The sequence below is a fragment of the Aliiroseovarius sp. PTFE2010 genome, assembly GCF_049943335.1.
Classification (GTDB): domain Bacteria; phylum Pseudomonadota; class Alphaproteobacteria; order Rhodobacterales; family Rhodobacteraceae; genus JBNFVY01.
This window is the reverse complement of record NZ_JBNFVY010000001.1, coordinates 402,385-416,944: the sequence shown is the minus strand read 5'-3', so window position 1 is coordinate 416,944 and position 14,560 is coordinate 402,385. Positions and strand designations below refer to the sequence as shown.

Sequence of the window (14,560 nt, the reverse complement as noted above, 5' to 3'; positions counted from 1 at the left end):
CCCCGGATCACGCCGCCGTTCTATCCCAGAACCGCAACTTGGCGCAGGTTTTCAGGAAATCGGCGACAGTGCCCGCGTCGATCTTCATCATGCCATCGTCGATCTTGTCGGCGATCCCGGTGGATTTGAACAGCGGCATGGCGGCGTCGGTCCAGGCGATGAACTTGGCATGGGCAAAGGCATCGCTGACAAAATCCTGCGATGGTTTGTCGGCGGCCAGCTTGCTGCCTTGCTCTTGCGAAAATACCAGCGCCACCGCATCGAACAGCACCGATGGGCCGCCATCGATCTTTTCGTCTGCCGCCCTGGTCGTGCCGTCGGACAGGGTTGCGCCAAAGATATGCGGCGCGACGATCGCCACCATGGCGCCGGCATTGGTAAATTCGGTTTCGATTCGCGTGACCAGATCTGCGTCGGCGCCGTCCGTCACATAAAGGCCCAGCTTGCGCCCGGCAAAGTTTTCCGGCCCGTTCTTGAGGATGCTCAACGCGTCAGAGGGCGGCAGATCGGTGATCGGCTTGCGCGCTGGCGTGGCGGCCTGGGGCATGTCCGTCACCCCCAGCCCCTTGGCCACCCCGTTGGCCAGATCGTCATGCACATTCATCAGGTGGCTCAGCATCCGCAACCTGATCTTTTCGTGGTCACATTTGGACAGTTCGAACGTGTAGGCGGCGATGATGTGCTGTTGCTCAACCTCGGTCTGGCTGATCCAGAATTGCCGGGCCTGGCTATAGTGATCGGCAAAGGTTTCCGAGCGCGTGCGCTGGCGTTCGCCCTGCACAGGGTCGGGGTAGCTGGTGAAGCCGATGTCGGGGTTTTCGCGCGGTCCGCCGTCGTCGCCCCAGCTGTTGGGTTCATAATTTGCACGGCCCTTGGGGTTGTGCATCGCCATATGGCCATCTTGCTGGAAATTGTGCATCGGGCATTTCGGGGCGTTGATGGGGATATGGGTAAAGTTCGGCCCGCCCAGCCGTTTTGTCTGTGTGTCCAGATAGGAAAAGTTGCGCCCCTGAAGCAGCGGGTCATTGGTAAAGTCTATGCCGCGCACGATGTTTTGCGTGCAAAAGGCCACCTGTTCGGTTTCGGCAAAGAAGTTTTCGACGTTGTTGTCCAGCGTCATGGTGCCGATGATCTGCACGGGCACCTGTTCTTCGGGGATCAGCTTGGTGGCGTCGAGCACGTCGAATTCGAACTTGTCGGCGAAATCGTCGTCAAAGACCTGGATGCCCAGATCCCATTGCGGGTAGTCGCCCGCGTCGATCGCATCCCACATGTCGCGGCGGTGAAAGTCCGGGTCGGCGCCGTTGATCTTCAGCGCCTCGTTCCAGACGACCGATTGCAGCCCCTGTTTCGGTTTCCAGTGGAATTTCACGAAATGGGATTTGCCCTCGGCGTTCACCAGGCGGAAGGTGTGCACGCCGAACCCTTCCATAAAGCGGAACGACCGGGGAATGGCGCGATCGGACATTTGCCAGACCGTCATATGCACCGATTCAGGCGACAGCGATACGAAGTCCCAGAAGTTGTCATGCGCGCTCTGGGCTTGCGGAAAGCCGCGGTCCGGGGCGGGTTTGACGGAATGGATCAGGTCGGGGAACTTGATTGCGTCCTGAATGAAGAAAACGGGCATGTTGTTGCCGACAAGATCCCAGTTGCCTTCCTTGGTGTAAAATTTGACCGCAAAGCCGCGCACGTCGCGGGCGACATCAAAGGATCCCTTGTTGCCGGCAACGGTGGAAAAGCGCGTGAAGAGCGGTGTCTTTTCGCCCTCGCGTTGGAAGATGTCGGCGCAGGACAATTCGGGAATCGCCTTTTTCAGTTCGAAATGGCCGTGCACGCCATAGCCGCGCGCATGCACCACGCGTTCGGGGATGCGTTCGTGATCGAAATGAAAGATCTTTTCGCGCATGATGTGATCATCCAGCAAAACCGGCCCGCGCGGCCCCGCCTTCAACGAATTCTGATCGTCGGCTATGGGCGCGCCCTGGGCGGTTGTCATGGTGTCATCGCGCGCGCTGGCTTTTTGGTGCGGCACGCCGCGTTCGTTGATGTCTGGCTTCGTCATATCGTGTCTCCCGTTCGTCATTGCCTGCGCCCGTTGCGCAGGTCAGTTGGTTTCGCAGGTCAGGTGATTTCTATGTCGTCGAGCCTGGCTGGCGCGGTCCGGTCCGGTGTCACAAAGACATTGCGGGCCAGCGGGAACTGGTGCGACCGGCTTTCCAGAAAATGCATCAGGTATCCCGCCGTATTGGGAAAAACCATCAGATCCCCCGCCCGCACGCCGTGCGCAAAGACCATCTTGCGCCGCGTCAGCCATTCGCTTTCGGTGCAATATGTGCCGGCAAGATACCCCTGGATCGCCGCGCCCCGGGGCGCATTGCCGGGCACCATCACCGGGTCCAGCGCGAATTCGGCAAAGCCCGAGCGCGATTGGGTGCGGTTCATCTGCACCCCGATGACATGCGATCCGATGCTGTCGGTCTTGCAAAAGGCGACCCGCGCGATGGTCATGCCGCACCCGTCCAACAGGGACCGCCCGGGTTCGCACCGCAGCGATACACCTGCATCGCGCAACCGCTGGGCAATCGTCTTTTGCCCGTCCGAGGCCTGCAAGATGCGGCGCATCCAGGCGGTTTGGACCAAGGTTTGCGCCACCGGATAGCTATCGACGGCGCCGCTGGGGCCATCGGGCCCCAGGGTTCGCCCCAGACCATCGTTGTGCTGCGTGATCGGATCGCGCGCGCCCGCAAGCGCGCCGTCCAGTTCCGATACCCAGCGGTCCCACTGGTTCGGATCGTCCAGGTAATTCATCGGAATGCCGCCGCCGATATCGACAAAGAAATCGCCCTGGTCCACACCGCGAACTTCGCCAATCAGGGGCAGGATCTGTGTGATGGCAGCGATGCGATCTTCGGCCTTGTACCCATTCAGATGAAAATGCAGACCGTCCAGGCGCAGTCGCGGCGATTTCGCCAACCGCGCGGCCAGTGCCGGGATTTCAGCCAATGGCATTCCGAACCGGGAATAGAGCGGCACGCCATCGCGGATGAACCCGTTCATGCGCAAGCCAACGGACACGTCCGTGCCGCTGTCGCGCGCCACATCTTCCAGCAATGCGACCTCGTCGGTATTGTCCAGGATGACAGTCACCCCGCCCTTGGCGCACAGGGCCATCAGCGCGCGGTCCTTGACGGCTGCGGTGCACACGATGCGGTGACCGGGAACGCCCCGCGCCAGGCATTGTTCAACTTCGGCGTGGCTGGCGGTGTCGATGCCCATGCCGGTGTCGCGCGCTGTGTCCACGTACGTCAGGCATTTGTTGGCCTTGCGCGCGAACATCGGCAGGAAGGGAATGTCGAATTCGCCCACACAATCGGCCAGCGCGCCAGCGTTGCGGCGAAACGGGGCGTCAGACTGGATGTTGAGCGGTGCCCCGAAGTCGTCGGCAAGCGCGTGCAAGCGGGGTTGATCCGCGATCAGATCCACCATCCAACTCTCAAGCCGGGGGCGCAGCGGGACAATTCCGTGGCAATAGGCAAAGATGGGCGACGAGCGGCTCATGCGGATTGCTCCATCGCCGGGCTTTGCGCATTGGCAGGTGCGCCGGTGACATGGGCCGCCCACCGCGCCGGATGATCGTGCAAGCTGCGCGACAGGGTGTCATTGCCCAACACGCTGCCTTCGCACGCGCGCCCGATGATCGACAGACCGGGGGTGACGGTGCCATCGACAAGCGCCTGCGCGCGGTCATTCACGACGACGCCCCCCAAGGCCCCAACGCTGATACACCCGTCGCGCAGCAAACCGGCCAGCGGTTCGGATAGTTCCGCAGCGCCCGCCGGCGGAATCGTGGCGTCTATGGAAATCACCGGCGGGGAAAGATCGCCTGGCACGGTGCCGGACAGATGCTGCAAGCTGACCAGGCCGGCCGATTCCAGACAGATCAATTTGCCGATGTTGCGCGCCGGTGGGCCAAATGCCAGCCGCTCCATTTCGCCGGCAATCAGGGGGAACAGGGCCGCGTCGCGCGCAGACAGATCGCGGTGGCTGATCCATTGCACAAGCGGCGCATAGCACTGGCGCCATGCCTCGCCCAGCGCCCAGCAGATGTCTGGCGCGCTGGCCCCGACCGCCACGGCGTAGCCTTTGCGCAAGTCAGCGCGACTGTCTTCGGGGCCAAAAACGCGCCCGCTCCTATCGGCAAAGAATGCCGCAGCCGACCCGGGCGTACGTGCCAGCGCGCTGTCGGCGATCCGCAGCACGGCGGGCCAAATATCGGCGCTGAAGGTCGCGCCGGGCTGCGCGGCAATCTTTTCGAAATCGCCAATCCGCGCATCCCAGAACCCCGGGCCTTGCGGCGGAACAAACCGATCCGGGTCAACCTTGGGCCGCATCGGGCGGGCGGTGCGGCTGTAGGGGGCGATCACGGCTGGCTCATCGCCGCTGGGCGCGTAACTGTAGGTATCGCCGGTTTGGGTGAACACCCCGCCCCGTCCTTCGGTCAGGGCCAACACCGTGTCGATGAAGGTCAGGGCAAAGCCCTTGCATTGCACCCAGGCGCCGGGCGCAACGGCAGCCTTGCTCAGCGCGCGGTCAATCGGAAACGGCGACGCGATGGTCTGCGCCGCGCCAGTATGGGTCGCGCCTGCATGGGTCGTGCGGGTCCAATCCTGATGGCCGGTTGTGACAAGCACTTCGTCGGCGATGATGGTGCCCGGTGACAGCCGCCACCCCTTGGCGACCTGGCGCAGGCCGGTGACCCGGGCCGGGTGACGTGTCAGGCGAACGTTGGGCGGCGCGCCGGCGACAACCCGGTCAAAACACCATGCCAGATACTGGCCCACCACGGCGCGGGGCACAAAATCGCCCGCGCCTGCGATCTTGCCGGTCTGTTTCAGCCATGCGCGCAGATCCGGGCCGTGTCCGTCAACCCACGCATCGATCAGACGGGCGGGAAAGTTCATGACCAGAACAGGGGGTTGATCGGGATCATAGATCGGGCCCGCGCCGGGATGGGGCGCGGGCTCATATATATGGACATCAAGCGTGATCGACGGCGCGCAACGCGCCGCGCGCAACAGGCTGTCCAAGGAGTAAAGGCCCTTGGGCCCGCACCCGACAATCGCGATGGTTTTCACAGTGTTCTTTACCGTGGTATTCACGATGGTTTTAACGGTGGTTTTAACGGTGGTTCTCTTCGGTTTCGTCATGCTGCGGGCGCGTCCAATCCGGCCAGCGCCAGCACCTGGGGTTCTGACACGCCCAATTCACGTTCCACCCAGTCACTGTCGAATACCGTGCCCAGATACCGTGATCCGGAATCGTGGATGATCGCGACGACGGTCTTGCCGCGAAGGGTGTCTTGCATCGCGCGCACCGCTTCCAGCACGCCGCCACCAGAGCCGCCGACAAGAAACCCTTCGCGCGCCACCGCACGCCGGCACCCTGCGACACAGGCGATATCGGGCACGCGGATCACGTCGTCGAAACGTTGCCCCTTGGCCAGGTCGGGCAAACGCCCTGCCCCCATGCCGGAAATCTTGCGCGGGCCGGCGGTGCCGTCGAACAGCGTGCTGCCTTGCGCATCGACCGCGATGACCTTGGTGTGGCGGCCCGCCTTGTGCAGGTAGTCCCGGCAGCCCCTTGCCGTGCCGGTGCTGGAACAGGCCACGAAGAGATAATCGATCTTGCCGGGCAGGGCCTGATCGATTTCCGCAATGGTTCCCGCCTGGTGCGATGCGGGATTGTCCAGGTTCGCGTATTGGTTCGGCCAGAACCGATCCGGCGCCTCGCGCAGCAGTTGCGACACCCGTTCAAGACGCGCGGCAAGGAAATCCCCGTTCAGGGCGGTTTCGACCAGGTCGATCTGGCCGCCCAGCGCGCGGATGATCGCGACATTCTGTGCCTGAGCGTTGGGATCGACGACGCAGATGAATTTCAGCCCATGGACCGCGCAGGCCTGTGCCAGCCCGATGCCCATGTTGCCCGAAGACGATTCCACCACCGTATCCCCCGGCGATAGCCGCCCGTTTTCCAGGGCGCGTTCGATCATGTGGCGGGCGGGCCGATCCTTGGCGCTGCCACCGGGGTTCAACGCTTCCACCTTGGCCAGCAGATTGACGTCGGCGACGTCAAGATAGCGGTGGAGGCGAACCATCGGGGTCTGTCCGACCAGATCCAGAATATTGTCCGCAATGCGCGGCGCGGGCGTAAATTTGGTAAAATCGAGACGTGTTCGAACGTTCATGATGTTCCCCTTTCGCAGCAGGAATCCGTGCGCTCTGCTATCGTCGGGGCAATGGCACGCAGCGCGCCGGGCACACTGAACGCAGTGAACGTACCGGGCGCCACGCGGGCCGTCTTGCCCGCAACAATGCGCAGGTATCTGTGTGTGTTCGCGGGCCCCGCCCCACATGTAACGGCGCCGAGCGCCCGACTGATCTGACCCACACAAACGCGGCCTTGGGGCCAAAGGCGCGAAACCGGGCGAATGAGCGAGTCCATAAACAGTTACCTTTTACAAAAGATCAGGGTGATACGCGTGCCGGTCTGTTCGACCGTATTCAAAGAACAGCCAAACCGGCCAAAAGTTCCCTTCGGCCCCGGCGGGATTCCGGCGCACACCACTCTGGCTGATCGGGTCAACGTGAAAGATGCCGCGCCGCGGGTGGCCACCAAAGCGATCTGCGCCGCCCATGACCGGGCCGCCGTCAAGCAGATCAAACCCCTGCGCAATCAGCGCCTCGGCGCAGATGATATCTGGGTCAAAAGTGACACCTGAACGCGATCGCCGACGCAGGTCGCAAACACGCGGCATCGCGCAAGACATGAGCGATGATGACGTGCACCCGCGGATTGCGCTATAAGCGGGGAAACAATGCACCAAAGCACGTTTCACGGCACGTCATCACTGCCGGGACTTGTTCGATGCGTTTGAGACTTTGCTGCACCCTGCCCGCACAGGAGCCCATCTGACGTGACATTCGGCGTATTCATTCACCGAACAGATTCGATCTACGATGATGTCCCATCGGAACGATATCAGTTCCCCAAGATGTACCTGTCACGGGTGCAACAATGTGTCGGCGACTGGATCGTTTATCTGGAACCAACCAAGGTGAAAAACACCAAGGGCTACTTTGCTGTCGCCAAGGTGCAAGAGATCATCGCAGACCCGCGCCACGCGGACATGCATTTGGCTGTCATCGAACCGGGAACCTATCTCGATTTTGGCGACCCGGTTCCATTCCGCGATACTGATGGCATCGTCGAGCGGGGCGTGTTGAACGATCTTGGGAATATCTCGGGTCGTGCGCAGGCTGCGGTGCGGCCACTTTCGGCAGAGGATTTCGCCCGGATTGTCGAACGCGGACTTGGACGAGACGATGATTTTCTGCCCCGCGTGGATCAGACAGAACAGATGCCTGGTCAGACAGACCAGATGCCTGGTTTCCAGGATTCGCAGGTGCCCTTTCAGCATGTCACGGTGCGGGACCGGGTCAACCAATTGACCAACCGCGCGGTGCGCGACCGCAATTTCAGAAAGAATGTCCTGCGAGCATATGGCGAACGGTGCGCGATAACGGGACTGCGCCTGATCAACGGCGGTGGGCGCGCCGAGGTTGAGGCCGCCCATATCAGGCCGGTGGAACATGACGGCCCAGACATCGTGAGCAATGGGCTGGCGTTATCTGGAACCGCGCACTGGATGTTTGACCGGGGGCTGGTTGGCTTGGACGATGATCTTTCCATTCTGGTGTCGCGGCAAAGCAACGATCTGGACGCCGTGAGGGCGATGATCAATCCTTCGGGAAAGCTGCTGGCGCCCGAACGTCTGGCGAACCGGCCAAGGGCGCAATTCGTTACCTGGCACCGGGAAAACTGTTTCAAACACTAACGCCCGAGGAAACGGGCGCTGCAGGAACGCGCGGCTTACGGCTGGGCCCGTGGCTGGAACACGCGATTGCCCACCAATATGCGCCCAGTGTGATGTACCCAGCGTCAGCGATCCAATCATCGCCCACGCGGGCGCGCTGCGCTTGGCGCCAAACCCAAAACGGTGCGTTATGCCGACGCCGGCGGCACCGCAAGCACGTCGCGGTCGGCCATGCGCAGCACAGCCTCGGCGACGCTTCCCAAAAAGAACTTTGCCACACCTTCCCGGCCCTCGGTTCCCAGAACGACAAGCCCGGCCGCTTCGTCTTTCGCGGCGCTCAGGATCTCTTGCGCTGGCGCATGTAGCGCGAAACGAACCAACTGACGCGGCGAGCGCACGCTTGTTTCGCGCACGAATTGCGCAAGGTTCTTGGCCGCTTCGTTGCGCTGGCCTTCAAGATAGGCCTCTCTGTCTTCCGCGCGGACGGTATGGCTCATGGTCAGTCGCGTCGCCGGGGCGTCATAGACATGCAGAAAGGAAAAATCGACGTTGTTGGTCAAACCCAGATCAACGCAGACTTTTGCAGCGCGCTGGGACCCTGCGGTAAGGTCCGTGGCCAGCATCACATGCCGATAAGGGCCTACGGGCGGTGAATTCACCATGAGCACAGGACAGTCCACCGCGCGGATGGTCCGTTCCGCGGTGGTGCCGACGAACACATCGCGCAAGGCTTGGCGGCGATGCGGGCCGACAACCAGAAGATCCGGCGCATCGTCTGCCACTGCGCGCGCGATGCCGACGAAGGCGTCGGCCAGCACGACACGGGTGTCGCAGTCCAGCCCGTCAACCGACTGCACGGTTTTTTGCAACTGTCGCAACAGGTCAGCGGCTGCGGCGCTTTCGCTTTCAACGATGCGCCGTGGCTGATCATCGTCGACGACGTGAACGATCGACAGGGCTGCATCGAACTGCTGCGCGAGCAATGTCGCACGGCGAAGCGCACGATCAGACCTCTCGGAAAAGTCAGTCGCCAGCATGATTTTTTTCATGTCACTCTCCTGCTCGCAGCATCGATCCTGATGCCTTCCATTCAACCACGTCGCCTGTAATCTGCATTGACCCAAATCAATTCAAATACACCCAACTTCGCTATACTGTACTATACAGCATCATACGGGTAACTGCACGGGTAACTGCGATGACACGCGAACAGTATCAAACAGTGAAAGAGGTCGCTGACATGCTGAAAGTGAACGAAGCTTCGGTCAGGGGCTGGATCAAAGATGGCCAGTTGCGCGCCATCGCGATTGGCAAGGGATGGCGCATCGCCGACAGCGATCTGGACGCGTTTCTTTGCAGCCATTCAACGCGCGTGAAAGACACCACGGTGCAAGAGGATGGGGCGCAAGAGGATGGGGCGCAAGAGGACGACGCCAGCCAAGGCGGCCCCTGTGAGCGCGATATCAAGACATAATAGATACCCTGCTCCACACGCCCTTCGCCGAGGTTGCGGTTCTTTTGGTGCTGGCTGCGGGCATTGGCCTGGTCGGTCTGCTGTTGCGCCAGCCCTTGATCGTCAGCTTTATCGCCGTCGGACTGATCGCCGGACCGTCGGCGCTTGATGTTGTCCACTCTGACGAACAGATCGACCTGCTGTCCGAGCTGGGGATCGCCGTGCTGCTGTTTCTGGTCGGCATCAAGCTTGACGTAAAGCTTATCCGATCGCTTGGCGCGGTGTCATTGCTGACCGGGCTTGGTCAGGTCGCGTTCACATCGATTTTCGGTTATCTGATCGGGCGCGTCCTTGGGCTGGGGAACACCACCAGCCTTTATGTCGCCGTGGCGCTGACTTTTTCTTCGACCATCATCATCGTCAAGCTTTTGTCCGACAAACGCGAAATTGACAGCCTGCATGGTCAGATCGCGCTGGGCTTCCTGATCGTTCAGGACCTTGTCGTCGTGCTTGCGATGATCGTGCTGTCCGCAATCGGAATCGGCGCTGCAGGCGCGGGCAGCGCCCATGGCGGGGGATCGGTGCCCATTGCGCTGAGCTCGGGCGTTGCGATGGTGGCCGTGGTCGTTTTCTTTGTGCGCTATGTTGCCAATCCGTTGACCGAACGACTGGCGCGCGCGCCGGAGCTTCTGGTGATTTTTGCCATTTCCATGGCGTCAATGTTCGCGGCATTTGGCGATATCGTCGGGCTGGGCAAAGAGGTCGGCGGCCTGCTGGCGGGTGTCGCGCTTGCGTCGACCCCCTACCGCGAAACCATCGCGGCGCGGCTGGCCCCCTTGCGCGACTTTCTGTTGCTGTTCTTTTTCATTTCCCTGGGCTCGGCGCTGGATTTGTCGCTGCTTGGGACGCATGTCACCGGCGCAATCGTGTTCTCGCTCTTCGTGCTTATTGGCAACCCGCTGATCGTGTTGGCGATCATGGGGGCGATGGGCTATCGCAAGCGCACGGGCTTTCTTGCAGGCCTGACGGTGGCCCAGATCAGCGAATTTGGGGTGTATCCCCTTGACGCAAGTAAGCTGAATTGCTATCTATGATGCATGGAAAAGAGTAAATCAGCATCCCCCGACTTTAGCGTCCGCGACTTCTTCAAGCGCTTCCCGGATGATGAAGCGTGCCTTGAGCACATCTTCAACGTCCGCTTTGGTGAGCGCCACACTTGCCGCGCTTGTGGTGTTAAAAGCACTTTCCACCGGATCGGATCGGCAGATAAGCGCAACAAAGAAGGCAGTGCACGCCGCGCGTGGGCCTGTGCCTCGTGCGGGGATCACGTCTACCCAACAGCGGGCACGATTTTTCAAGACACCCGCACCCCGCTGCAAGTCTGGTTCTATGCAATCTACCTTTTCGTCACCAGCCGCCACGGAGTGAGCGGCAAAGAACTCCAGCGCCAGCTTGGCGTCACCTATAAAACCGCTTGGCGGATCGGCCACAAAATCCGTGAGCAAATGGACAAGCACGATCTGAAAGCCATGCTGCAAGGGCACGTCGAAATTGATGAAGCCTATGTTGGCGGCAAGCGCCCCGGCAAGCGTGGTCGTGGCGCAGCAGGAAAGACCATTGTGATGGGCTTCAAAGCGCGTGGTGGGCGTCTGGTGACTGAGATCATTCCGGACGTGAAGCTGAAAACCCTTCGCGCCGAAACGCTTAAGACCGTTGAGGCTGGCGCAACTGTCTCGACCGACGAACTCTACAGCTACCGCTTACTGAAAGAGCATGGCTATGCGCATGTGGCGGTCAAGCATGGCGCGAAGGAATGGGCGGTTTACGATGCTGAAACCGACACCCTGCATCACACGAACCACGTTGAATCGTTCTGGCGTCACTTCAAGCATTCGATCCGTGGCACCCACGTTTCAATCAGCCAGCAGCACATGCGCAAGTATCTGGACGAATTCACTTTCCGCGCGAACCATCGCGGGGAAGCGAACCTGATGTTTGATCGCCTTGTGGCGGCGTTCTGATCACAGTCGAGGCGGTGGTTTCAAATTCCGCCTCGCTGATTGGCAGGACGCCACGTGCCTCCTCTTGGGCGATAAACTCTTGTAAACGCCCGCTTTCTACCGCTTCGCGCAAAGATAACATACTGGATTCGCTCCAAGATTCTTGACTTACAATCAAGTGTAGCATAGAAAAATCGGGAAGGCACCGCAGCGCCAACCCGATCCGCCTTTCGGCTTTAGCCGGATTTCTTGATCAACGGCCCTGACGTATTAAGACGGCTTGCCACATAGGGATACTCCTTAATCCTGCGCCTTGGATGGGCTTGGTTGAGGTTTACGAAGGCCGAAGATGCTGGGAGCATCTTCGGCCTTCATTTCTTCAAGGCCTGCGGACCCTGAATTCTCGTGTTGAGGCGTTGCGGATGGCAGGCCACCGCTTGCCTCAGAATGCTTTGCAGACCGCCAGGTCTTTGTTGACATATCAAGACTCACTGCGCCGTCTGACTTTGCCCGAGACAATTGAGACGACATGCTGGCTTGTGGGATTTCCGTGTCAAACTTTTCCCTGATCCACTCTATCACCTTGTCAGATGTGCCGCCTTCTGGGCGTTCGTCAAGAACGGCGACAATCATATCCCGGTGCGTCATGCGTCCTGAAGTCGTCCTGTCCGCACCCGGTGCGGAACCTCCGTCAATGGCAGATCTAGCGGCGCGGAGTTCACGCAACTCATCATTTAGCGCCTTGATTTGCGCTTTGACCTCGCCTTCACGGGCGTTGATAAAATCTCGAAGTGTCTGCGGCATGACGAATCGGACCTCTTTGATGTGAACCCCTTATGCCTGCTTGATGGGGGGTCCGTCAAGCGCAAGCCGAGACGGTTGATGGAAGTCACGTTAACAAGCAGCAAATATTCAACTTGCGTCAAGGGGATACACCCCGCGAATTTTCACTGATCTTTGTGGCGATGGGGGTTTCTCTTGGCCATGTTCAACAGGACGCGCTTGGCCTGGTCACAATGGTCGGGCTGGTGACCATCGCGGCCTCGACCTACATGATCACCTATTCGCATCAACTCTATGCGATTTTCGAGCCATTTCTGGCCATCTTCGAGCGCAAAGCCACCCCGCGCGAGCCGCCCGAGGCCGGCGCGCATTACGACAACGGCTACACGGTTGTCATATTCGGGCTGGGGCGTTTTGGCACCGCGATCGGGATGCGGCTGAAGAAACGGGGCATCCGGGTGCTGGGGGTCGATTTCAACCCGCTGGCGATACGGCGCTGGCGCGAGCTTGGGCTTGAAACCCGGTTCGGCGATGCCACCGATCCCGAATTCGTGGCCGAGCTTCCGCTTGCGCGCACCGACTGGATCGTGTCGACCATTCCGATCCATCCCTCGGGTCTCAGCCATGAAGATACGCGCACAACGCTGATTCAGCTGACGCGGATGGCCGGGTTTTCGGGGCGTTTGGCGGTGGCATCGCACCATTCCGTTGACACCCAGGATTTGCTCGCCTCAGGCGCTGACATGGTGCTGGAACCGTTTCAGGACGCCGCCGACCGCGCTGTCGATCTGCTCTGCGGTGCACCCGAGGAAGCCCGAACCGAGATACCGCCCATCGACACCGAGCAGAAACAGGAAACGTGAGCGGACAGGGTTCGCCGCTTTGACGCACGGCCCTGTAGACAAGCCAAAACTTCGGGCGGTTTTGGTGACCCCGGTTGGATTCGAACCAACAACCTGCCCCTTAGGAGGGGGCTGCTCTATCCAGTTGAGCCACGGGGCCTTGAACCAGCGCCTTTTTGCCCCGGAAACGTCCCTATGGCAACCAATGGAAATCCAAGCGGGCGCGGACAAGTTGACCCCGGCAGTTGGCCCACCGAGGGGGCGGGCTTGGGCAAACGACAGAACGTCCAACCCCGGCCGCGCCCGTTAGCGATAACATTTTGCGGCGTTATTGGCTGGACAAGGAAATGTTTGGCGGTAACATCGGCTTGAGTGACCCGCAGGGACCCCCGTAAGGACCATTGACTTGAGCCAAGAAACAACTCCGCCGCCACGCCGCCCCCTAACGCTCCGTGACGTGTCAGAAGCGTCCGGGGTCAGTGAAATGACGGTCAGCCGTGTATTGCGCAACCGGGGCGAAGTGTCCGAAGCCACGCGCAGCCGCGTTCTGGAAACGGCCAAAGATCTGGGCTATGTGCCAAACAAGATCGCCGGGGCCTTGGCCTCGCAACGCGTCAACCTGGTGGCCGTCATCATTCCGTCGCTGTCCAACATGGTGTTTCCCGAAGTCATGATGGGCATTTCGGACGTGTTGGATGACAGCCCGCTTCAGCCGGTGGTCGGTGTGACAAACTACAAGCCTGAACGCGAAGAAAAAGTGCTGTATGAAATGCTGTCGTGGCGCCCGTCCGGCGTTATCATCGCGGGGCTTGAGCATTCGGATGCATCAAAGGCGATGCTGCGCGCGGCCGGAATTCCCGTGGTGGAAATCATGGATACCGACGGCGAAGCGATCGACAGTGTGGTGGGTATTTCCCACCGGCGCGCGGGCGCCGAAATGGCCCGCGCAATCGTCAGCGCCCGCTACAAGCGGATCGGCTTTCTGGGCACAAAGATGCCCTTGGATCACCGCGCCCGCAAACGGTTCGAAGGGTTCACCCAGGGCCTTGCCAAGGCGGGCCTGGAAATCGCGGATCAAGAATTTTACTCGGGCGGATCGGCCCTGGCCAAGGGGCGGGAAATGACCGAAGCGATGCTGAAACGCACGCCGGATCTGGATTTCCTGTATTATTCGAACGACATGATTGGCGCTGGTGGATTGTTATATTGCCTGGACAACGGCATCGACGTGCCCGGGCAGATTGGCCTGGCCGGCTTTAACGGGGTTGAACTGCTGGATGGTCTGCCGCGCCAGCTGGCCACGATGGATGCCTGCCGGACCGAAATCGGGCGCGCCGCAGCTGACATCATTGCCAAACGCGTCTCAGAAGGTGCCGAAAACGCGGCCGGCGAAAAGATCGTCCTGACGCCGCAGATCAGCTTTGGCGATACCCTGAAACGACTGAAGAAATAGCCGCCGGGCCGCCCGACGCGCACCATCGCGGGCCGGGTTGGTGTGGGGCTGGCATTCTTTTGGCGGTCTCGGTGACACTTTTTGCCGTTGGTCGTTTTCATAGTGAATCCCTTTGTGGCGGACCCTGAGCGCATACGGTCTGAGCATTGGCGA

At 60.6% G+C, this 14,560-nt stretch carries 13 protein-coding genes and 1 tRNA gene; 7 read left to right on the top strand and 7 right to left on the bottom strand.

Annotation, left to right across the window (positions count from 1 at the left end):
• Positions 1–7: 7 nt before the first annotated feature.
• The 4 genes from ACP2AV_RS02025 to sbnA are packed head-to-tail and all read right to left on the bottom strand — an operon-like array spanning position 8 to position 6,247.
• Positions 8–2,065, bottom strand: coding sequence for a catalase (locus ACP2AV_RS02025; RefSeq protein WP_426370982.1), 2,058 nt, complete (start codon positions 2,063–2,065; stop codon positions 8–10).
• Between the two features lie 59 nt (positions 2,066–2,124).
• Complete coding sequence (locus tag ACP2AV_RS02020; RefSeq protein WP_426370981.1) at positions 2,125–3,561, bottom strand: Y4yA family PLP-dependent enzyme; 1,437 nt, start codon at positions 3,559–3,561, stop codon at positions 2,125–2,127.
• Positions 3,558–5,210, bottom strand: coding sequence for an FAD/NAD(P)-binding protein (locus ACP2AV_RS02015; RefSeq protein WP_426370980.1), 1,653 nt, complete (start codon positions 5,208–5,210; stop codon positions 3,558–3,560). The genes ACP2AV_RS02020 and ACP2AV_RS02015 overlap by 4 nt, the downstream gene beginning before the upstream one ends.
• Complete coding sequence (gene sbnA, locus ACP2AV_RS02010; RefSeq protein ID WP_426370979.1) at positions 5,207–6,247, bottom strand: 2,3-diaminopropionate biosynthesis protein SbnA; 1,041 nt, start codon at positions 6,245–6,247, stop codon at positions 5,207–5,209. Before sbnA ends, ACP2AV_RS02015 begins: the two co-directional genes overlap by 4 nt.
• Positions 6,248–6,490: 243 nt before the next feature.
• On the opposite strand from sbnA, the gene ACP2AV_RS02005 reads away from it, so the two are divergent.
• Positions 6,491–6,781: a hypothetical protein gene (locus ACP2AV_RS02005; protein WP_426370978.1), complete on the top strand. Its 291-nt coding sequence runs from the start codon at positions 6,491–6,493 to the stop codon at positions 6,779–6,781.
• A gap of 195 nt (positions 6,782–6,976) precedes the next feature.
• A complete protein-coding gene (locus ACP2AV_RS02000; RefSeq protein ID WP_426370977.1) occupies positions 6,977–7,897 on the top strand; it encodes an HNH endonuclease in 921 nt (306 codons plus the stop codon).
• A gap of 167 nt (positions 7,898–8,064) precedes the next feature.
• Here the strand turns inward: ACP2AV_RS02000 and ACP2AV_RS01995 are convergent, their stop codons facing one another.
• A complete protein-coding gene (locus ACP2AV_RS01995) occupies positions 8,065–8,925 on the bottom strand; it encodes a universal stress protein (protein ID WP_426370976.1) in 861 nt (286 codons plus the stop codon).
• Between the two features lie 149 nt (positions 8,926–9,074).
• Here ACP2AV_RS01995 and ACP2AV_RS01990 point away from each other — a divergent pair, with 149 nt between their 5' ends.
• The 3 genes from ACP2AV_RS01990 to ACP2AV_RS01980 are packed head-to-tail and all read left to right on the top strand — an operon-like array spanning position 9,075 to position 11,350.
• Positions 9,075–9,350, top strand: a complete 276-nt coding sequence (locus ACP2AV_RS01990; RefSeq protein WP_426370975.1) for a helix-turn-helix domain-containing protein — start codon at positions 9,075–9,077, stop codon at positions 9,348–9,350.
• Between the two features lie 47 nt (positions 9,351–9,397).
• Complete coding sequence (locus tag ACP2AV_RS01985; protein ID WP_426371343.1) at positions 9,398–10,423, top strand: cation:proton antiporter; 1,026 nt, start codon at positions 9,398–9,400, stop codon at positions 10,421–10,423.
• A gap of 3 nt (positions 10,424–10,426) precedes the next feature.
• Positions 10,427–11,350 carry an IS1595 family transposase gene (locus ACP2AV_RS01980; protein ID WP_426370974.1) on the top strand — a complete coding sequence of 308 codons (924 nt, stop codon included), beginning with the start codon at positions 10,427–10,429 and terminating at the stop codon, positions 11,348–11,350.
• A gap of 279 nt (positions 11,351–11,629) precedes the next feature.
• Here the strand turns inward: ACP2AV_RS01980 and ACP2AV_RS01975 are convergent, their stop codons facing one another.
• Entirely contained in the window at positions 11,630–12,133 is a 504-nt protein-coding gene (locus ACP2AV_RS01975) for a hypothetical protein (protein WP_426370973.1), read from the bottom strand.
• Between the two features lie 113 nt (positions 12,134–12,246).
• On the opposite strand from ACP2AV_RS01975, the gene ACP2AV_RS01970 reads away from it, so the two are divergent.
• The gene (locus ACP2AV_RS01970; protein ID WP_426370972.1) at positions 12,247–12,975 is read left to right on the top strand and encodes an NAD-binding protein; all 729 of its coding nucleotides are present in this window, start codon (positions 12,247–12,249) and stop codon (positions 12,973–12,975) included.
• A gap of 62 nt (positions 12,976–13,037) precedes the next feature.
• Here the strand turns inward: ACP2AV_RS01970 and ACP2AV_RS01965 are convergent.
• Positions 13,038–13,114 (bottom strand) — tRNA-Arg (locus ACP2AV_RS01965).
• Positions 13,115–13,360: 246 nt separating this feature from the next.
• On the opposite strand from ACP2AV_RS01965, the gene ACP2AV_RS01960 reads away from it, so the two are divergent.
• Positions 13,361–14,407, top strand: a complete 1,047-nt coding sequence (locus tag ACP2AV_RS01960; RefSeq protein ID WP_426370971.1) for a LacI family DNA-binding transcriptional regulator — start codon at positions 13,361–13,363, stop codon at positions 14,405–14,407.
• Positions 14,408–14,560: the final 153 nt, after the last annotated feature.